At 63.9% G+C, this 20141-nt stretch carries 17 protein-coding genes; 14 read left to right on the top strand and 3 right to left on the bottom strand.

Annotated elements, in window-relative coordinates; translation table 11 throughout:
* Window positions 1-73 precede the first annotated feature (73 nt).
* Window positions 74-1654 (top strand): trypsin-like peptidase domain-containing protein, encoded by a 1581-nt coding sequence (locus tag ACSAMM_RS13580; protein WP_457791835.1) that lies wholly within the window; start codon window positions 74-76, stop codon window positions 1652-1654.
* A 62-nt stretch (window positions 1655-1716) separates the two neighbouring features.
* Here ACSAMM_RS13580 and ACSAMM_RS13585 read toward each other — a convergent pair whose 3' ends face one another.
* The 3 genes from ACSAMM_RS13585 to ACSAMM_RS13595 all read right to left on the bottom strand — a co-directional run bounded on the left by ACSAMM_RS13585 (window position 1717) and on the right by ACSAMM_RS13595 (window position 5435).
* On the bottom strand, window positions 1717-3798 hold the full coding sequence (locus ACSAMM_RS13585; RefSeq protein WP_457791836.1) for a U32 family peptidase: 2082 nt from the start codon (window positions 3796-3798) through the stop codon (window positions 1717-1719).
* A complete protein-coding gene (locus tag ACSAMM_RS13590) occupies window positions 3795-4157 on the bottom strand; it encodes a cell division protein ZapA (protein WP_457791837.1) in 363 nt (120 codons plus the stop codon). Before ACSAMM_RS13590 ends, ACSAMM_RS13585 begins: the two co-directional genes overlap by 4 nt.
* A gap of 498 nt (window positions 4158-4655) precedes the next feature.
* The gene (locus tag ACSAMM_RS13595; protein WP_457791838.1) at window positions 4656-5435 is read right to left on the bottom strand and encodes a C39 family peptidase; all 780 of its coding nucleotides are present in this window, start codon (window positions 5433-5435) and stop codon (window positions 4656-4658) included.
* A gap of 384 nt (window positions 5436-5819) precedes the next feature.
* Here ACSAMM_RS13595 and ACSAMM_RS13600 point away from each other — a divergent pair, with 384 nt between their 5' ends.
* The 13 genes from ACSAMM_RS13600 to ACSAMM_RS13660 all read left to right on the top strand — a co-directional run bounded on the left by ACSAMM_RS13600 (window position 5820) and on the right by ACSAMM_RS13660 (window position 20076).
* Window positions 5820-6788 carry an alpha/beta fold hydrolase gene (locus ACSAMM_RS13600; protein WP_457791840.1) on the top strand — a complete coding sequence of 323 codons (969 nt, stop codon included), beginning with the start codon at window positions 5820-5822 and terminating at the stop codon, window positions 6786-6788.
* A gap of 5 nt (window positions 6789-6793) precedes the next feature.
* Window positions 6794-7234 carry a dUTP diphosphatase gene (gene dut, locus ACSAMM_RS13605; protein ID WP_178725087.1) on the top strand — a complete coding sequence of 147 codons (441 nt, stop codon included), beginning with the start codon at window positions 6794-6796 and terminating at the stop codon, window positions 7232-7234.
* A 96-nt stretch (window positions 7235-7330) separates the two neighbouring features.
* Window positions 7331-7582 (top strand): DUF4321 domain-containing protein, encoded by a 252-nt coding sequence (locus ACSAMM_RS13610; RefSeq protein ID WP_178725085.1) that lies wholly within the window; start codon window positions 7331-7333, stop codon window positions 7580-7582.
* Window positions 7583-7587: 5 nt separating this feature from the next.
* Complete coding sequence (locus tag ACSAMM_RS13615; protein WP_457791841.1) at window positions 7588-8145, top strand: Maf family protein; 558 nt, start codon at window positions 7588-7590, stop codon at window positions 8143-8145.
* A 315-nt stretch (window positions 8146-8460) separates the two neighbouring features.
* The gene (locus ACSAMM_RS13620) at window positions 8461-9471 is read left to right on the top strand and encodes a rod shape-determining protein MreB (RefSeq protein WP_178725082.1); all 1011 of its coding nucleotides are present in this window, start codon (window positions 8461-8463) and stop codon (window positions 9469-9471) included.
* A 338-nt stretch (window positions 9472-9809) separates the two neighbouring features.
* On the top strand, window positions 9810-10658 hold the full coding sequence (mreC, locus tag ACSAMM_RS13625) for a rod shape-determining protein MreC (protein ID WP_457791843.1): 849 nt from the start codon (window positions 9810-9812) through the stop codon (window positions 10656-10658).
* 3 nt (window positions 10659-10661) lie between these two features.
* Window positions 10662-11213, top strand: coding sequence for a rod shape-determining protein MreD (mreD, locus tag ACSAMM_RS13630; RefSeq protein ID WP_178725078.1), 552 nt, complete (start codon window positions 10662-10664; stop codon window positions 11211-11213).
* A 36-nt stretch (window positions 11214-11249) separates the two neighbouring features.
* Entirely contained in the window at window positions 11250-13319 is a 2070-nt protein-coding gene (locus ACSAMM_RS13635) for a penicillin-binding transpeptidase domain-containing protein (RefSeq protein WP_457791844.1), read from the top strand.
* A 219-nt stretch (window positions 13320-13538) separates the two neighbouring features.
* Window positions 13539-14279, top strand: a complete 741-nt coding sequence (minD, locus tag ACSAMM_RS13640; RefSeq protein ID WP_178725074.1) for a septum site-determining protein MinD — start codon at window positions 13539-13541, stop codon at window positions 14277-14279.
* Window positions 14280-14345: 66 nt separating this feature from the next.
* Window positions 14346-14753 (top strand): methylglyoxal synthase, encoded by a 408-nt coding sequence (locus tag ACSAMM_RS13645; protein WP_178725072.1) that lies wholly within the window; start codon window positions 14346-14348, stop codon window positions 14751-14753.
* Window positions 14754-14901: 148 nt separating this feature from the next.
* Window positions 14902-16230, top strand: a complete 1329-nt coding sequence (gene hisS, locus ACSAMM_RS13650; protein ID WP_457791845.1) for a histidine--tRNA ligase — start codon at window positions 14902-14904, stop codon at window positions 16228-16230.
* A 45-nt stretch (window positions 16231-16275) separates the two neighbouring features.
* On the top strand, window positions 16276-18060 hold the full coding sequence (gene aspS / locus ACSAMM_RS13655; RefSeq protein WP_178725068.1) for an aspartate--tRNA ligase: 1785 nt from the start codon (window positions 16276-16278) through the stop codon (window positions 18058-18060).
* Between the two features lie 372 nt (window positions 18061-18432).
* The gene (locus ACSAMM_RS13660; RefSeq protein WP_178725066.1) at window positions 18433-20076 is read left to right on the top strand and encodes an aldo/keto reductase; all 1644 of its coding nucleotides are present in this window, start codon (window positions 18433-18435) and stop codon (window positions 20074-20076) included.
* Window positions 20077-20141: the final 65 nt, after the last annotated feature.

A 20141-nucleotide genomic window follows, 5' to 3' on the forward strand; every position in this document is an offset into this window, starting at 1 on the left:
CAAATCGACACAATCTCCCGGTACAATAGACCCGTACAAAACGGCCCACCATCCTGAAAGGTATGTGATGCATATGTCCAACTGGTTCGACGACGATAAAAAACAGGAGCAGCAGCCCCTGATCACGCCGCCTCCCGCGGGCTTTGCGCCCGACGAGACTGCCGCGCCCGCCGACGTCTCCTCGCCGGAGGAACCCGCCGCCCCGGCGGAGCCGGCCCCGCAGGAGCCCGCCGGCGAAACCCCGGCCGACGGCTGGCAGCGCGGCGATTCCGCCGCCTATACCGGTGCGCCCGTTACTCCGCCCGCTCAGCCGGCGGCCCCCACGTATTCCTGGGGCGCCTCCTACACCCCTCCGGCGCAGAGCGAGCCGAACAACGGCCCGATCCCGCCCGCGGGCAATTCCACTCCCGGCTATCAGCCGCAGAGCGGTTATAACCCCTACGGCTGGAACGCGGCGCAGACCCCGCCTCCGGGCAAACCGCCCAAGAAAAAGCGGAACAAATCCAACATCGTCATCGCGGCCTTGGCCGTGATTTGCGGGGCGACCATCATCACCCTGTCGGTGCTGCTCGCGCTGTCCATGGACAAGAAAGGCGGCCTGCCCACCACATCGGGCGGCGGAGGCGGCACCACCTCCACCACGGAGAATCCCAACGCCCCCACTCTCAACTTCTCTGACGCCGACGTCAAGGACGGCGGCCTGACCAGCAAGGAAATCATCGATAAGAACCTGAATTCCACCGTGGTCATCAGCATGTATGAGAACGTGACCTCCGGCGGCTTCTACGGCGGCACCACCAGCGAACAGCAGGCGGGCGGCGCCACCGGCATCATCATGACCAGCGACGGGTATATCATCACCAACTGGCACTGCGTCATCAACGAAAAAACCAACCGCCAGTTCGCCCGCATCCAGGTCACCACCTACGACGGCACCAAATATGACCAGGCCACGGTGATCGGCGCCGATAAAGATACCGACCTGGCCGTCATCAAAATCAACGCCGCCAATCTGAAAGCCGCCGAATTCGGCGACTCCTCCCAGCTGTCCATGGGCGACCGGGTGGTCGCGCTGGGCAACGCCGGCGGCTTGGAATGGTCCGCGAGCCAGGGCATCGTCTCCGGTACCGCTCGGGACGTGTATGACGACACCGGCTATTCCATCAAATGCCTGCAGACCGACGCCGCCATCAACCCCGGCAACTCCGGCGGCCCCCTGCTCAACAACCAGGGCCAGGTCATCGGCGTCAACTCCGCCAAAATCGTGGCCGAAGGCTACGAGGGTCTCGGCTTCTCCATCCCGATTAAGGAAGCCAAGGTCATCATCGACGATTTGCTCAAATACGGCTACGTCAAGGGCCGCGTCATGCTGGGTATCATGGGCAACGAGGTTGCCACTCCCGGCTACGAAGGCTTCATGATCAACTCCATCAACGAGGGATCCGTCCTCCAGGGCACTAAGGCCCAGGCGGGGGACATCATCACCCACGTCAACAAGGTGCGGGTCACCACCTACGCCGCCATGCGCACCGAGTTGACCAAGTACAACGTGGGCGACACCATCACCCTGACCCTCCTGCGGGTGGATAACCGCACCGGCAAAACCGTCTCCTTCGACGTGCAATGCGTCTTGGGCGAGAGCACCGGGGAATAATAGCTACAAACCAAAACGAGCAGCCGTCCGGAGGGCGGCTGCTCGTTTTTTGATTTCTGTATTTATTCCACGCCCCGCTTGTACAGGCCCCGCGTGATGCCGTCCATGACCGCGCCGCCCCGGTGGTAAGTCCGCGTCAGGTTTTCCACTTCCTCTGGGCTTTCGGTGGAAAAGTGCAGCAGCCAGAAGTCCAGCCGCGGCACCTCCTCCAGCCTGTCCGCCCAGTACAGCGGGACGGAATTGAGCAGCTCGGCGCAGCCTCCCGCGCAGGCCAGCGGGAACGTCACACCCCGGCGGTCTGTCAGGCCGCAGGCGGCGTTCGGCGCACCCTCGCAGTGCTGGCCGGCCGAGCGGCGGGGGCAGTTGCGGGTCAGCATCAGCGGCTGCCGTCCGTACACCAGCAGCCCGGCGGGCAGGGGCCTGTCCGCCGCGAAGGCCGTCTGGCGGAAGGTCAGCTCCATGGACAGGGTGGCCGCCGCCAGCCCCCGATCGGCGAAAAAGGCCAGCGCCTCCCCGTTGGTGATATTCAGCCCGAAGCCGCCCACGGGCAGCAGCCCCGCCTCCCGGGCCAAATCGATGGCCCCCACGTTGCCGCACAGGGCGTACCGCGCCCCGGCCTGTGCCGCCCGCGCCAGCGCCCGCCGCGCCGCCTCCTCGGCCCCGAACAGCCCCCGGGGGATCTCCACCCCCAGCCTGCCGTCCTCCGCGTGCCGACGCAGCAGATCCTCCGGCGTGGACAGCGGCAGGAACACCCGATCCGCCTCCCCCGCGCCGGCCAGTTGATCCGGACGGGCCAGCCGGGCGATAAGCAGCGGCCGCGCCGGCTTGTCCGCCAGCGCCGGCCGTCTTTCCGGCGCCGCCTCCCGGTTGAAGGGGACCGGCCGCGGCCGCCCTCGTTCCTCTAGCAGCTGTTCCAGCGCCTGCCGCCGCATGGCGTTGAGCTGGGACAGCGGCAGGCTCAGCCCCTCGTCCATCCGGCAGTGCACGGCGGCGCGAAAGGGGGTGCCCCCCGTCTTGCCCAGCTGGGCGGCCGCCCGTTCCGCGTCCAGCGGGTGGTTCACCGCTGGCTGGGGCGGATCGCCCGCCACCGTGACGGTTCGTCCCTCGCCGTCCGCCGCCGTCAGCGTGGCTTCGTCGGCTGTCATGGCGAACGTCAGCGTCACCGGCACCCGGCCCGTCTCCTTGTCGTACAGCCGTTCCAGCCTGGACAGCACCGGGGCAGCAGCCTGCACGTCCTCCCGCCTCCGGGTGCCGAACATCCCGCCGCCGCGCTGATCAGCGTAATACCCATCAGTAAAACCGGAGCGGGAAAATACTGCCTGTAAATCTTCTGAAAGCCCCGGGGCCGGCGCTTCCCCCCGCACCGCCGCTCGGTATACCGAGACTGCCGCCGCCACGTATTCCGGCCGCTTGAGCCGCCCCTCGATTTTCAGCGAGTCCACACCCAGCGCCGCCAGATCCGCGCCGTATGCCTGCAGGGACAGATCCCTTAGGCTGAGGGCCGCCTCTCCCTCCCGGGCGCGTCGCCCGCTGTCCGCCGGGACGAAGGGCAGCCGACAGGGCTGGGCGCAGAGTCCCCGGTTGCCGCTCCGCCCGCCCAGCATGGCGGACAGATAGCATTGCCCCGACACACACATGCACAGCGCCCCGTGGACGAACACCTCCAGCTCGCAGCCCTGCCCCGCACAGGCGGCGATTTCGTCCCGGGACATCTCCCGCGCCAGCACCACCCGGGAGAATCCGCTGTCCCGCAGAAACCGCACCCCAGAAGGGGTGTGACAGGACAGCTGGGTGGACGCATGCAGCGCCATGCCCGGCGCCGCCGCCCGGATTCGCCGGGCCAGCCCCACGTCCTGGACGATCAGCGCGTCCACTCCCAGCACACAGGCCTCCTCCGCCACCTTCAGGGCGGCGTGCAGCTCATCCTGCCGCACCAGGGTGTTGAGAGTCAGATGCACCGCCACCCCCCGGGCATGACAATAAGACACCGCCTCCCGTAAGGCGGCGGTGTCAAAGTTGTGAGCGCCCTGCCGGGCATTGAAGGCCGATGCGCCGAGATAGACCGCGTCCGCGCCGCAGCGCACCGCCGCCCGCAGCGCCTCGGGCGAGCCGGCCGGCGCCAGGATTTCTGGCAGCCGGTTCACTGGCCGCCTCCGACGGCCAGCTTCTTCTGCAGCTCCTGTATCTCCCGGCGCAGCCGCTCAATCTCCCGGTGAGAGCTGTCGGCCGCCTGGCGGTACCGGGCGTTGTCGTCCAGATAGTCCTTCATCTGCGCCCGCAGGTTGTCGGCGGTCTCCTCCGCTTTATTGGCCGCGTCCGCCTTGACCAGCGCGGTCATCACCGCCGCCATCACCAGGGTGATGCGGTCGTCGCTGTTCATCAGATTGCGCATTTCGGCGTCCAGCTGCGCGCCCAGCTCTTGTATGTAGCCCTCCGGCTCGTCGGTGGTAAAGGTATACTCCGACCCACAGATATTCAGCCGTACTTTATTGGTCATTCCCATTAAACTTGTCCTGCCTTTCCCGCGCGCCATGCGTCGTTTTTTTCATTATACCACAAGGCGGCGCGGAGCGTCGCCCTCCTTAGTCCGAAACGGCTTTGACCGTTTCGGAGTGGTTCAATGTTCTCTCAGGCGTCCAAAGGCTTGCGCTGCAAGGCTTTGGAGAACGCCGTGAGGTTATTATACCACAAAGCGGTGCGCAAGGCGCAGCGCCTTCCTTGGTCCGAAACGGCTTTGACCGTTTCGGAGTGGTTCAATGTTCTCTCAGGCGTCCAAAGGCTTGCGCTGCAAGGCTTTGGAGAACGCCGTGAGGTTATTATACCACAAAGCGGTGCGCAAGGCGCAGCGCCTTCCTTGGTCCGAAACGGCTTTGACCGTTTCGGAGTGGTTCAATGTTCTCTCAGGCGTCCAAAGGCTTGCGCTGCAAGGCTTTGGAGAACGCCGTGAGGTTATTATACCGCATTCGGCCGCGAGAAGGAAGGGCGCCGCGCCATTTTTTCGCTATTTTTTGTCCGGCGCCACCAGGATGGCCTGCCGCCCCTGCTCCCGCCAGCGGGCGAAAAACACCGCGCGGCCATAGGTTTTCCTTCCCGCCAGCGGATCGTTGACCGTCACGGTGTCCGCACCGTATCCCGTCAGCACCAGGCAGTGCTCGTTGCCCAGCCATTCGATTTTTTCGTCGGTGTACGCCCCGTCCTCCAGCAGGTACCAGGAGGAACTGCCTTTCTGCGTGGGCGCCATGTTCATGGTCGCCCAGATGCACACGGGGTATCCCGCGTCGACGGCGGCCAGTACCGCTCCCTCGTCCTCAGCCTCCAGCAGATAAACGGACGCGCCGCCGCCCAGCCGGTCGATCTCCCGCTGCATTGCCGCGGCCACCGGGTCGGCGTATACCCCGTACCCCTCCGCCGAAAAGGGATCCCCCGCGTACATGTCGCGGGGATCGGGGCCGTATACCCGTCCGTCCCGCTTTTCGAAAGGGGCCCGGGGGATGGCCCGTGCCATCTCCTCCTTGGAAACGGCGTAGCCGTAGGCGCCGAGCAGCATGGCCGCCGCTGTGGCCTCGCACCCGGCGGGAAGCTCCGGCTTCTGAAGTAGTACGGGCACCGCCGGCATGTCCCGCCGATCCAAACCGGCGGGGTCGTCGAGAATCCCCGGCCCCGGGGAAAACAGCCGCCCTAAAGCGGGCAGACTGTCCCTGTTCAGCGTCAGCATCGCCAGCGCCGCGGCCGCCAGCACCGCCAGCAGCCCCAGCCCAATCGTCCGTCCCTTTTTCGGCATGGCCTTCTCCCCCGTCTGTTGGAATACCGTCAGTATACCACAGCCGCCGGCGGATTTCCGCCCTTTTTGTCGGACTACTCGTGTCTATGGGCCGTTCTAACCAGGCGATCGGCCGCCAGCACGGCCAATACGTTGAGAAGCAAGGTCAGAAATATTTTTCCGGCAAACGGTATGTATTTCATAAAAATCTCCATATCCTTTATGTATGAGCATAGGGTCTCTGTCCTCACCATACCGGATTTTTCGGGCGAAGTCCATGGGAGATTGCTGGAAACCCCATGGTGACAAAATTGTTATGGAGAATTTTGCCGCAGCCGTTGCAAATTCTGTAAAAAACCGGTACTATATTGAACAGAGAACGTGTAAGGAAAAGGAGCGAACAGCATGGCCGACTGCATGGAAAAGGACTGGTCGTTCACCGGGTCGGACGGCGTCCATACCCTCTACGCCACCATCTGGGAGCCATCGGAGGGCGAGCCCCGGGCGGTGATCCAGATCTGCCACGGCATGATGGAGCACATCCGCCGGTACGACCGGTTTGCCAGGGCCCTGTGCGATCGCGGCTTCGTGGTGTGCGGGGACGATCACCTGGGCCACGGCCGCACCGCGGAGCAGCCGGAGGATCTGGGCTATTTCGGCGAAACCGACGGCTGGAAGCATATGGCCGAGGACGAGCTGCTTCTCCGGCGGGAGATGCAGCGCCGGTATCCGGACAAGCCCTATTTTCTGCTGGGGCACAGCATGGGCTCCTTCATCACCCGCCGGGTCGTCGCCCTGGACGGCGAGGGGCTGGCGGGCTATATCTGCTGCGGCACCGCGGGACGCAACCCGTTGACCAAGCTGGGCATCGGCCTGGCCGGTATCGTCACGGCCCTGCGGGGCCCCAAGCGCACCGGCCGGTTTCTCAACGCCATGGCGTTTCAGAATTATAACCGCCGCTTCCCCGAGGACGACAACGAGCTGGCCTGGCTCTCCCGGGATAAGGACGGATACCCCGACGCGTCGGAGGATCCCAAGTGTCATTTCGTGTTTACCAACGCGGGCTTCCGGGATCTCTTCCGCCTGCTCGACAGCGTCACCGGCCCCAAGTGGAGCGACCGGGTGCCCAAGGATCTGCCCATCGTCCTGTTTTCCGGAGAGATGGATCCGGTGGGCAGCTACGGCAAGGGCCCGCGGCAGGTGTACGGCTGGCTGAAAGCCTCCGGCGTGCGGGATCTCTCCCTCAAGCTCTACCCTGACGCCCGGCACGAGCTGCATAACGAGCTGAACCGGGACGAGTTCCTGGAGGATGTGGTCGCCTGGTGCGATCGGCATATGGAAGGCGGCAGGCAACCGCTGCCGCGGAAAGGATAAGACCTATGACGGTATATATTCAAAAGTTGGATCCCCGCGCCCAGGCGCCCGAGCGGGCCACCGCCGGCAGCGCCGGGGCGGATTTGCACGCCCTGCTGGACGAAGCGCTGACAATTCCGCCCGGCGGCCGTGCCGCCGTGCCCACCGGCATCGCCATCGGCCTGCCCTCCCCCGAGACGGTGGGCCTGGTCTTTGCCCGCAGCGGCCTGGCTGTCAAGCACGGCCTCGCCCTGTCCAACGGCGTGGGCGTCATCGACAGCGACTATACCGGGGAAATCCGGGTGGGCCTGGTCAACCTGTCGGACGAAGCCTATACCATCCAGCCCGGCGAGCGGATTGCCCAGCTGGTGATTATGCCCGTCTGCCTGCCGCACATGGAGCTTGCCGACTCCCTGAAGGAAACCGAGCGGGGCGGCGGCGGGTTCGGCTCCACCGGCCGGCAATAAGGAGAGGGGCCCTCCCCTTAAGACGGCCACCCCCATCAACAAGGCCCGGCGGCGCGATAGCGCCGTCCCTGGCCCGGAAAGGATAGGAAGGTTCCATTGAAAGCGAAAAACAGCCTGATTCTGATATTTCTCGTCCTGGCCGCCCTGGTCATCGCCGCCCTGGTCGGCCAGCTGACCGCCGGGGTCAGCTTCCTCAAATGGCTCACCTGGGGCGAATCCGTCGGCTTCGATACGGTGAACCTGAATCTGATTATCGTGCAGATAAGCTTTGCCTTTAAAATGCAGGTCAACGTGCTGCAGGTAATCCTGGTAAGCGCTGCCCTGCTGCTGTATAAGAAGGTGAGATAAGGCGTATGGCTATGCCTCTGCTGCTGGCGTCGGCCTCCCCCCGGCGCAAGGAAATTCTCACCCTGCTGGATATCCCCTTCGAGGTGTGCCCCGCTGTGCGGGAAAGCGCCCCTGCCGGCCTGCCTCCCGCCGAACGGGTGCAGGCCCTGGCCCGGTGCAAGGCCGAGGAGGTGGCCGCCGCCCATCCCAATCGCCTGGTGGTGGGGGCCGACACCATGGTCGTCCTGGACGGCCGCGCCCTGGGTAAGCCCCGGGATGAGGCCGAGGCCGTGGAGATGCTGCTGTCCCTGCAGGGGAAAACCCATGTGGTGATGACCGGGGTGTGGGTCTGCTCGCCGGGTAAATGCGGCGGATTTGTGGACGCCGCCGAGGTGACGTTCTATCCCATGACCCGGGAGGAGGCGGCCGCCTACGCCGCCACCGGGGAGCCGCTGGACAAGGCCGGCGCCTACGCCATCCAAGGCCGGGGCATGCGGTTCATCCGGGGCATCCGCGGGGATTTCTATACCGTGATGGGCCTGCCCGGCGCCCGTCTCGCCCGCTTCCTGGCCGGTAAGGAGTAGCCGGCTTTTCCCCCCGCGGACAGGCCTGCAGGGACCGAACGGCCCCTATCCTCTTTCCATTGTCAATAAAAACCAAAGTTTTTGTAAAAAATTTGGTTTACCCAGTTGAGAAATTTTTTTCAGCAGTATATAATATATGGGTTAATAGCCAAATATATAAAATAGCGGTACGAGCCGGGAACCCTTTCACATACAGTAGTCCGGTCGGGACTTCGCCCTGCCGCGGCCCATCGGGGAACGCGCGGCGGCAGGTTGGTTGGAGACGGGGAACGCGCCCCGCCGGGGTTGGACCCGCAAGGAAAGGAAGAGGAAAAGATGTTTTTCAGTCGGGATATCGGTATCGATTTGGGCACAGCCAATACGCTTGTGTATATGCGGGGCAAGGGGATCGTCATGCGCGAGCCCTCCGTGGTCGCTGTGGATGTGAAGAAGGAGGAGGTCATGGCCGTCGGCAGCGAGGCCAAGGAGATGATCGGGCGCACGCCCGGATCCATTTCCGCTGTTCGTCCTCTGAAGGACGGCGTCATCGCCGATTTTGAGGTCACCTCCGCCATGCTGCGGCACTTTATCAAGGCCGCCCTGCACAGCACCCTGTTCAACCGTCCCCGCCTCATTGTCTGCATCCCCTCCGGCGTCACCGAGGTGGAGCGCCGCGCCGTGGACGAGGCCGCCCGTCAGGCGGGCGCCAAGGACGTGGAGCTGATCGCCGAGCCCATGGCCGCCGCTATCGGCGCCGGCCTCCAGGTGGAGGAAGCCGCCGGCTGCATGGTGGTGGATATCGGCGGCGGTACCTCCGAGGTGGCCGTCATTTCCCTAGGAGATATCGTCACCTCCTGCTCGGTGCGTACCGCCGGCGACGATTTCGACGAGGCCATTATTTCCTACATCAAGAAAAAGTATAACCTCCTCATCGGCGAACGCACGGCCGAGGACATCAAGATCCGCCTGGGCTCCGCCTTCCCCTATGACGAGGAGGAGAGCATGGACGTCAAGGGCCGCAACCTGGTGGACGGCCTGCCCAAGAATATCACCGTCACCTCCGAGGAGATCCGTGAGTCCCTGGCCGATCCGGTCAGCGCCATCGTGGACGCCATCCGCTCCACCCTGGAGCGGACGCCGCCGGAGCTTTCCGCCGACATCATCAACAACGGCATCATGCTCACCGGCGGCGGCGCGCTGCTGCGCGGTCTGGACGTGCTGATCAACCGGGAAACCGGCATGCCGGTGCACGTGGCCGAGGATCCGCTGGACTGTGTGGTTATGGGGACCGGCAAATGCCTGGATCTCGGTATGGTCAGCAACTTCCGTTCCAACCGCAGCAAATAAGGAACCGGAGCCTTCCGTAAAGCGGAGGCTGAAACGGATACCAGGCCTCCGAAACCAACGTTTTCGGAGGCTGGTTTGTTAAGGTGAGGGGGAGCGAACAACCTCCGATTTTTGGGAATGAGCGAGCGCCCACAGCGGCGTTGGCCTCACTTGCCATGTGACAGCATGGCGCGCTCGGCCGCCTTGCTGTGAACCCCCGCTCCGTCCCAAAAATTCTTTGACCTCAGCCGGCTGAGGCGGGGTGGGTTCGCTCCCCTCACCTTAAGAGGGGATGAGTTTGCTCCCCCTCGCCTTATGGCGGGAAACCGCCGGGATTATCCAAACACAGGGAGGCTGCCGTGAAGGATTTTCTGAAAAGCTTCGCCTTTAAGGTGCTGGGCGTTATCGCCCTGATACTGGTGGGCGTGATGATTTACGGAGCGTCGACCGGGGGGCTGGCCACCATACCAGCCACCATCGCCGGCGCCATCATCACCCCGCTCCAGTCCGCCGTGACCAGCGTTTCGGACGGGATCAGCGGCTTTTTCGGCCAGTTTGGCAGCTCCAAAGAAACCCGGGAGGAGCTGGAACAAGCCCAAAAGGAGCTGCGGGAGCTGCGCGAGCAGGTGGTGGACTACGACAAAATGAAGGAAGAAAACGAGTGGTACGCCAAGATTCTCGGCCTGCATGAGCAGCATTCCGACTATACCTTTGCCTCCGGCAAGGTCATCGCGGTGGATCCCCTCAGCCCCTTCGGTAACTTCACCATCAACGCCGGCACCAAAAGCGGCATCGCCGTGGGCGATCCGGTCATTACCGCCGAGGGCCTGGTGGGCCTGGTCAGCGAGGTCAGCTTTACCTCCTGCAAGGTGCGCACCATCCTCGATGTCAACACCAAGGCCAGCGCCATGATCAGCCGCAACGGCAACACCGCCATCACCGGCGGGGCTCCGCCTCTGGCGGAAAAGGGTCTCTTACGGCTGAACACGCTGGAGAAATCGTCCGGCGCCGCCATCGGGGACATCGTGGTGACCTCTGGGCGGGGCGGCGTTTTCCCCGAGGGGCTGCTCATCGGGAAAATCACCGAGGTGAACCCGGAGTCGGACGGCTTGTCCCTGTATGCGATCATCGAGCCGTATGTCGATGTCCGCTCCCTGAAAAACGTCATGGTCATCACCTCCTTCGACGGACAGGGCGAGGGGGGCTGAACCATGGACAATCAACCCAAGCTGAATGAAAAGAACCCCCTGCACCGGCTGAGCGGCCGGTATCTGAAATGGACGGCCTACGGGCTGCTGATCCTGGGCGCCGGGCTTTTGCAGATGGCGCCCCGCGTTTTTCCCGCCGTGTTCGGGGCCCGGCCCCTGCTGCTGATTCCCATCGTGGTGAGCATCGCCATGTTCGAGGGGCCGGTGGGCGGGGCAGCGGCCGGCATCGCCGGCGGCCTGCTGTGGGATTTGTACGCCGACCGCCTTTTTGGCTTCAGCGCCCTGTTCCTGATGGCTATCTGCTGCGCCTGCGGCCTGCTGGTGCGGCTGCTGATCCGCAACAACCTGCTCTCCGCCATGCTGCTGTTCAGCGGCGCCTTGCTGACGCAGGGGCTGATGGACTGGTTCTTCAATTACGTCCTGTGGATGAAGGAGGACCCGCTGTACATGCTCGGGCGGATGCTGCTGCCGGATATGGCCTATACCCTGGTGGTGTCGCCCCTGCTGTACGGGCTGACCCTCTTAATCGCCAAAACCCTGCGCAAGCGGGACTGACGCCGGCCCTTTGGCCGGAGAAAGGAGCCACCCTCTATGATGGCGGACAACAAGGGCAACCGCATGAGCAAACGCCGTTCGTTCTTTATAGCCCTGCTGGTCATGACGGTCTTCGGCATCTACGCGCTGCGTCTTTTTCAAATTCAGATCGTGGAGGGAGAAGCCTACAACGAGCTGGCCACCCGCAAAATGGAGACAAAAATCAGCATCGCCGCCTCCCGGGGCGAAATCCTGGATCGGTATCTGCGGCCCATCGCGGTCAATGCCACCAGCAACGCGGTGCTGTTCGATTACAACTATTTTCCCCGGGGCACCGACGACGGGCAGCAGAAGCTGCAGAACGACATCATTCTGCGCCTCGTCACCCTGCTGGGGGAGGCGGAGGAGACCTGGAACGACACCCTGCCCATCACCCGGAAGGCGCCCTATGCCTTTGAGGAGGAGCGGGATGCCAGCATCGCCGCCCTGAAGAAAAACCTGAACATGGCCGACTACGCCACGGCGGAACACTGTATGAAGGCCCTGGTGGAGGCCTACCACCTCGCCGGTTACACCGCCGAGGAGCAGCGGGCTATCGCGGGCGTGCGGTATGAGATGAGTATCCGGGACTTCACCGCCCAGAACGCCTATGTTTTCTCCTCCGGCGTCTCCCGGGAGACCATGTATAAAATCATGGAAAACAACACGGAATATCCCGGTGTGGACGTGCAGGCCACGCCGGTGCGCAAATACGTGCAGGGGGACGTGGCCGCCCATCTGATCGGCCAGGTCGGCCCCATTTACGCCGAGGAATACGAGGAACTCAAGGAAAAGGGCTACGCCCTTAACGACAAGGTCGGCAAGGGCGGCATCGAGGCCGCCATGGAGGACAGCCTGCGGGGCACCACCGGCACCCGCACCCTGGTCAAGGACGCCAAGGGCAACGTCCTGGAGGAAAAGGAAACCAAGGCGCCCGTCCCCGGCAAATCGGTGGTGCTCACCATCGATACCGACCTGCAGGCCAAGGTGCAGCAGATTCTCAAGGCCAAGTTCGAGGAGCTGCGGGCCAAGCCCGCCACCAAGGGCGGGAAGTTTGCCGACAACGGCCACGATGTCAAGAGCGGCTCGGTGGTCATGCTGGACGTGTCCGACGGCGGCGTCCTGGTCTGCGCCAGCTGGCCCAGCTTCGACCTGGCCACCTATGGCGAGAACTACGCCGATCTGGTCAAGGATCCCGACAAGCCCCTGTTCAACCGGGCCCTGAACGGCGCGTTCCCCTTCGGCTCCACCGCCAAGCCCGCCGTGGCCCTGGCGGCTTTCTCCAAAAATGAGTTGACCCCCTCTACCCACATTACCTGCGATCGCCGGTACCGGTACTATGAGGATTATCAGCCTACCTGTATGGGAAGGCATGGATCCATAGACGTGGCCACGGCGCTTTCCAAATCCTGCAATGTTTTTTTCTATGATACCGGCCGACGCACCGGTATTGACACGATTAACAAGTTTTTCAACCTGTTTGGCCTGTGCCAAAAGACCGGTGTGGAAATTGGGGAGTCTCCGGGCTATCTGGACAGCCCGGAGGCCAAAAAGAACCGAGGTGACATCTGGACCGGCGGCGATACCCTCCGGGCCGCCATCGGCCAGACCAGTAACGTGACGCCCATCCAGCTGGCTACCTACGCCATGACCCTGGCCAACGACGGCGTGCGGTATAAGACCCACCTGGTGCACAGCGTGCGCAGCTACGACGGCCTGACCGACACCGTGGTGCAGCCCGAGGTGGTGTCCCGGGCCGACTTGTCTAAGGAAGCCATCGACACCGTGCGCAAGGGCATGGTGGAGGTGGTCAAGTCGGGCACCGCTTCCCGGTTCTTCAACAAGGGCAATCTCCCGTATACCCTGGCAGCCAAAACCGGCACCGCCCAGATTGTGGAGGGGAAAACGGATAACGGCATCTTCATCGCCTACGGCCCGGTGGAAAAGCCAGAGGTGGCCGTGGCCGTGGTGATGGAGCAGGGCACCTCCGCCGCCTCCAGCGAGGTGGCCCGCCAGGTGCTGGACGCCTATTTTGCCGGCAAGACGGCCGGCCTGGCGCCCACCCCGTCCGCCCAGCTCCTGCCCTGAGCGCCCGGCCTGTAACTTTGCACAAGAAGCCCTGCCGGAATTTTTTCGTTCCGGCGGGGCCAAAATGGTTTACTTGACGGTAAAACTGTGCTATACTGGCTACAAGAGCGGCTAATTTTTACACGGTTTTGGCTGTATGGTTATGCAGTTATATCAAGCGCCGAACGGGCTTGTGAACAGGTGCGTCCACGGGCCGCCCGGAAAGGATTCGGTTGACCTATGGGGCTGGTAAGCGTTGTCACATCGGGAAAAGGCGGCGCTGGCAAGTCCACCGTGACGGCTGGGCTGGGTTGCGCCCTGGCCAAGCTGGGCCATCGGGTGCTGGTGGTGGACACCGACGCGGGCCTGCGCAGCCTGGATTTGATGCTGGGCGTGGGCGGCAGCACGGTGTACGACATGGCGGATATTTTTGCGGGAAACTGCGAACCTATACGGGCCATTTATCCCTCCCCCGTCTGCCCCAACGTTTTCGTGGTGCCCGCGCCGGTCAGCTTTGAAAAGCTGTGTACGCCGCAGGATATGAAGCGTCTGTGCCGCGGCTTCGCCCGGTACTACGACCATGTGATCATCGACTGCCCCGCCGGCCTGGGCCGGGGGTTTGAAACCGCCGTCGCGGCGGCGGAGCGGGCCCTGGTGGTCACCACGCCGGATATGGTCTGCGCCCGGGACGCCCAGGTGGTGGGCCATCTGCTCTTTGCCCGGGATCTGCCCGCCCGGCTGATCATCAACCGGCTGCGGCCCTCCCTGGTGATGCGGGGGGCCATGCCCGACGTGGACGAAATCATCGACACCGCGGGACTGCAGCTGATGGGCGTTCTGCCGGAGGACGAGCAGGTGGCGGTGGCCAACGCCAACGGCCGGCCCCTGCCCGATGCCTGTAACGCCTCCTCCTGCTTTTCCAACATCGCCCGCCGCTATCTGGGCGAGGACGTGCCCCTGGCGCGGCTGGAAAAGATGTAGAGGCTGTTCGGAAAAGCAAACGGGGCGCATCCCGCCCCTCTGCCATATGAAAGAAGGAGTGACTGTATGAATATCGCGTTGATTGCACACGACGCCAAAAAGGAACTGATGGTCCAGTTTTGCATTGCGTACTGCGGCATTCTCAGCCGACATAATATCTGCGCTACCGGCACCACCGGCAAGATGGTGGCGGAGGCGACCGGCCTCAATATTGTGCGGTATTTGAGCGGCTCTCAGGGCGGCGATCAGCAGATTTCTGCCCGCATCGCCTGCGATGAAATCGACCTGCTGCTGTTTTTCCGCGATCCCATGACGGTGAAATCCCATGAGCCGAACGAGAACGACATGTTCCGTCTGTGCGACATGCGGAATATCCCGGTGGCGACCAACATCGCCACGGCGGAGGTGCTGATTCACGGCCTGGAGCGCGGGGATTTGGATTGGCGGAACATTGTCAATCCGGCCAACCGGTAATTTGTACCGGGGGAACGGGGCGGCTCCCTGAAAAAGACGCACGAAAGTGCGTCTTTTTTCGATACAAAGAGCATTTTACCGCACGCCCCCTCGCACAAATCCGCATAGTAGTGCCCATTTTCAAACCAAAAGAAACGGAGTTTTCATTATGGAACTGATCACCAGAGCCATCCGCGGCACCCAGGACGTGCTGCCGGCGGACAGCTACAAGTGGCAGCACGTCGAACAGACCGCCCTGTCCATCGCCCGGGATTTCGGTTTCCGGGAAATCCGCACCCCGGTGTTCGAGCACACCGAGCTGTTCCAGCGGTCGGTGGGAGAGACCACCGACGTGGTGCAGAAGGAGATGTATACTTTCTCTGACAAGGGGGGGCGTTCCATCTCCCTGCGGCCGGAGGGGACGGCGGGCGCGGCACGCGCCCTGCTGGAAAACGGACTGCACAACGGAGCCCTGCCGGTCAAGGTGAGCTATCTGACCTCCTGCTACCGGTACGAGAACCCGCAGGCGGGGCGGCTGCGGGAATTCCACCAGTTCGGCGTGGAATGTTTCGGCGCGGCGGCGCCCCAGGCGGACGCCGAGGTGATTTCCCTGGCGCATATGGTGCTGTCCACCCTGGGGGTGCCGGGAGTCAAGCTGTATCTCAATTCCATCGGCTGCCCGACCTGCCGGGCCAAGTATCACGCGGCGCTGAAGGCCTATTTTGAGAGCCGGAAGGGCGAGCTGTGTGAGACCTGCCTCGGGCGGCTGGAAAAGAACCCCATGCGGATTCTCGACTGCAAGTCGCCGGTCTGCTCCGCCGTGGCGGCGGGGGCGCCGGTGATCCTCGACTATCTGTGTGAGGAGTGCGCGGAGCATTTCGAAGGGGTGAAGGCCTGCCTGGACGCGGCGGAGATCGCCTACGACATCAACCCCCGCATTGTGCGGGGGCTGGATTACTACACCCGCACGGTGTTTGAATTCGAGTCCGACGCGCTGGGCGCGCAGGCGGTGGTCTGCGGCGGCGGGCGGTACGACGGGCTGGTGGAGGAGCTGGGCGGGCCGCACCTGCCGTCCCTGGGCTTCGGCATGGGGCTGGAGCGGCTGCTGCTCATCATGAAGGCCAAGGAGTGCGCCTTCCCTCAGCCGCCGGTGTGCGAGCTGTATCTCGCCCCCATGGGCGCGGAGGCGGCCAGACGCTGCTTCGCCATCGCCACCCGCCTGCGGGAAGGGGGCGTGTCGGTGGAATGCGACATTGCCGGCCGGGGGCTCAAAGCCCAGATGAAATACGCCGACAAGCTGGGCGCCCGGTACTCCATGGTGGTGGGCGACAACGAGCTTGCCGCCGGAAAGGCCCGGCTCAAGGACATGAAAACCGGGGAGCAGACCGAGGTGGCGCTGGACGACAGCCTGTACACCACCCTGTACAACCGGTCGCTCGACCGCCAGCTGGCGGACATGACGGACTTGTTCTCCGAACTGGCGGAAACCGGCGAATAACGGGACGGGCGGCGCTCCGGCCCTGGAAAAAAGGAATGGTCAACCATGGCAGAAAGCATCAAGGGACTCAAACGCACCGCGTACTGCGGGGACTTCCGGGCGGAACACGAGGGCCGGGAGGTCACGGTGTTCGGCTGGGTACAGCGGCAGCGGGATTTGGGACAGCTGATATTCATCGATCTGCGGGATCGCACCGGCATCATCCAGCTGGCCTTTGACGAGGGCACCCCCCGGGAGGCGTTTGACAAGGCCTTCGCCGCGCGCAGCGAGTACGTGCTGGCGGCGAGGGGCGTGGTGCGCATTCGCACCGCGAAGAACCCGGACATCCCCACCGGCGACGTGGAAATCGCCGTGAGCGAGCTGCGGGTGCTGGGCAAGGCGGAAACGCCCCCCTTCGAAATCGTGGAGAACTGCGCCACCGCCGAGGCCACCCGGCTGAAATACCGGTACCTCGACCTGCGGCGGCCGGATTTGCAGCGCAACCTGCTGCTGCGCCACCGGATCGCCAAGGCGGCCCGGGATTATTTCGACGCGCAGGGGTTCATCGAGCTGGAGACCCCCATGCTCATCCGCTCCACCCCCGAAGGGGCGAGGGACTTCCTGGTGCCCAGCCGTCTGCATCCCGGCACCTTCTACGCCCTGCCCCAGTCGCCTCAGCTGTACAAGCAGCTGTCCATGGTGGCGGGCTTCGATCGCTACATGCAGCTGGCCCGGTGCTTCCGGGACGAGGATCTGCGGGCCGACCGGCAGCCGGAATTCACCCAGATTGACCTGGAAATGTCCTTCGTGGACGTTCAGGACGTGCTGGACATCGGCGAGGGCTTCATGAAATATGTATATGACACGGTGCTGCATGTGGACGTGCCTCTGCCTCTCCCCCGCCTGACCTACAACGAGGCCATGGAGCGGTACGGCTCCGATAAGCCGGACATCCGGTACGGTATGGAGATTGTGGATTTGTCCGAGGCGGTAAGAGGCTGCGGCTTCGGGGTGTTCGCCTCCGCCCTCGAGGGGGGCGGCACGGTGCGGGCCCTGACGGCCAAGAACGCCGTGAGCGTGCTGACCCGCAAGGAAGTGGATAAGCTCACCGAATTTGTCCGCGGCATCGGGGCCAAGGGGTTGGCCTGGGTGCGCTGGACCGAGGAGAATATCGCCTCCTCCTTCGGCAAATTCCTCACCGAGGAGGAAATGACCCGGCTGCTGACCGCCGCGGGGGCGGAAAAGGGCGACGTGGTGCTCATCGTGGCGGACACGGTGAAGAAACACGTGCTCACCACCCTGGGCGCGCTGCGGGTGGAGCTGGCCAACAAGCTGTCCATCGAGAAAAAGGGGCTGGGCCTGCTATGGATCACGGCCTTCCCCTTCTTCGAGTGGGACGAGGAGACGCAGCAGTATGTCGCCATGCACCATCCCTTCACCGCGCCGCTGGACGAGTGCATCCCCTATCTCGACAGCGAGCCGGACAAGGTATACGCCAAGGCCTACGATTTGGTGCTGGCGGGGGTCGAGCTGGCCTCCGGCTCCATCCGGATTACCGATCCGGAGCTGCAGGGGCACATGTTCCGGGCGCTGGGCCTGTCCGACGAGGAGGCTCACGAGAAATTCGGGTTCCTGACCGACGCGTTCCAGTACGGTGCGCCGCCCCACGGCGGCATGGGCATCGGGCTGGACCGGCTGGTGATGCAGATGCTGGGGGCCGCGACCCTGCGGGACGTGGTGGCCTTCCCCAAGGTGCAGAACATGACCGAGCCCATGACGGCCTGCCCCTCCCCGGTGGACGCGGAGCAGCTGACGGAGCTGGGGCTTCAGGCTTGCGCCAAAGAGGAATAAAGGCGGGGTGATGCGGCGCGGGCGCAGCATCACCCCTTGGTGTATCGGCGGGGAATTTTCCGGCCATGAGAGTGTGGCTTTTGTAGGATGGGATAAGGTTTGCGGGGGTTGGACAGGCGCGCGGGGTGTACGCGGATGGGAGCTTGTTGGAGGCCACCTCATCCGACGTCCGGCAGAGCCGGAGGCCCCCTTTTGCCGCTGCGCGACATTTCCCCCGCCAGGCGGGGAAATCACCTCAAGGGGAAGGCTTGTGCTCGCCGCTGGTAGTCGGGGCGGGCGAGATGGTGCGCTGTTTCGCGGGCGAGCGATGCTCGCCCCTACAAGGCGGCCACTGGGTTTCGGCGTATCGATGAATACGAAAGGAATGGTTGTATGCAGGTTCGGTTTGTACCGGCGGCGACGCCGGAGCGGATTGCCGCTGCCGCGGCGCTGGCCGATAAGGTGTGGAACGAGCATTACGCGGGGCTGCTGGCCCCCGCGCAGATAGCCTATATGGTGGACAAGTTCCAGTCGGCGGGGGCCATCGCCCGCCAGATCGCGCAGGAGGGCTACCGGTATTTCCTGCTGGAGCTGGACGGCCGGGCGGCGGGCTATACCGCCGTGCAAACAACGGGCAAAAGGCTGTTCCTCAGCAAGCTCTACATAGAAAAGGACGCCAGGGGACAGGGCGCGGCCTCTCAGGCGCTGGCGTTCCTCGAGGGGCTCTGCCGCCGGGAGAGGCTGCACGCCATCTGGCTGACGGTCAACAAGGGCAACGCCTCGTCCATCGCGGTGTACAAGCACTGGGGCTTTGAGACGGTGGACACCCAAGTGGCCGACATCGGCGGCGGCTTCGTCATGGACGATTACATCATGGAAAGGCCGGTGGTGGGCGTAGACAAGGACGCCGCCCGGCTGCCGCTGCGGCCCTTTGGACGCACGGGGGCCATGGTGTCTCCGCTGGGCTTCGGCGCCATGCGGATGCCGACGACGGCGGACGGGGCCATTGACGAGCCGGCGGCCATCGGGCTTATCCGGCAGGCCATCGACGGGGGCGTCAATTATGTGGACACCGCCTACTTTTACCACGACGGCAAGAGCGAGGGGCTGGTGGGCAAGGCGTTGCGGGACGGATACCGCGAAAAAACCTATGTGGCCACCAAATCGCCGGTGAGCCTTCTGCATCAGGCGGAGGATTTTGATCGGATTCTGGACGAGCAGCTGGAGAGGCTCGGCCTCCCCTATGTGGATTTTTACATGTTTCACGCCATCAACCGGCAGGAGTGGCGGGAAAAGGTGCTGGGGTTCGGGCTGATCCCCCGGATAGAGGCGGCCCGGGCGGCGGGAAAAATCCGGTACATCGGTTTTTCCTTCCACGACGATAACGACGCGTTCCACGAAATCGTGGACGGGTACGCTTGGGACTTCTGCCAGATCCAGTACAACTATGTGGACGTGAACAATCAGGCCGGCACCGAGGGGCTGGAATACGCCGCGGGCAAGGGGCTGGCCGTCATCGTGATGGAGCCGCTGCTGGGCGGCAAGCTGGCGCTGCCGCCCGAAGGGGTGCGCCGGGTGTTGCCGGCAGAGAAAACGCCGGTGGAATGGGCGCTGGATTTCATCTGGGATCGGCCCGAGGTCAGCCTGCTGCTCAGCGGCATGGGAAGCGCGCAGCAGGTGCGGGACAACCTCGTTTACGCCTCCCGCAGCGGGAAGGGAATGCTGACCGGGGAAGAGCGGGCGCTGTTCGCGGGAGCCAAGGAAGCCTACGACACCATGGCCAAGGTGCCCTGCACCAAATGCGCCTACTGTATGCCCTGCCCCTTCGGGGTGGATATTCCCGGGGTGTTCGACGCCTACAACCGGTCCGCCTTTTCGCAGGAGGAGGGGGAAACGCGGTACGCGGCCCTCGAGGGAAAGGCGGAGCTGTGCCGGGCCTGCCGGAAATGTGAAAAGGTCTGTCCGCAGCATATTGTCATCAGCGAGCGGCTGCTCGAGGCGCGACAGGCTCTAGATAGGGTTGATAACCACCAGTGAGATTGGAAAGAACCGCTCGCCGGCCACAAGGGGACGTTTCTTTTCGGTCGCTGGGACAGTGCGCC

This window comes from Anaeromassilibacillus sp. SJQ-5 (genome assembly GCF_054108045.1).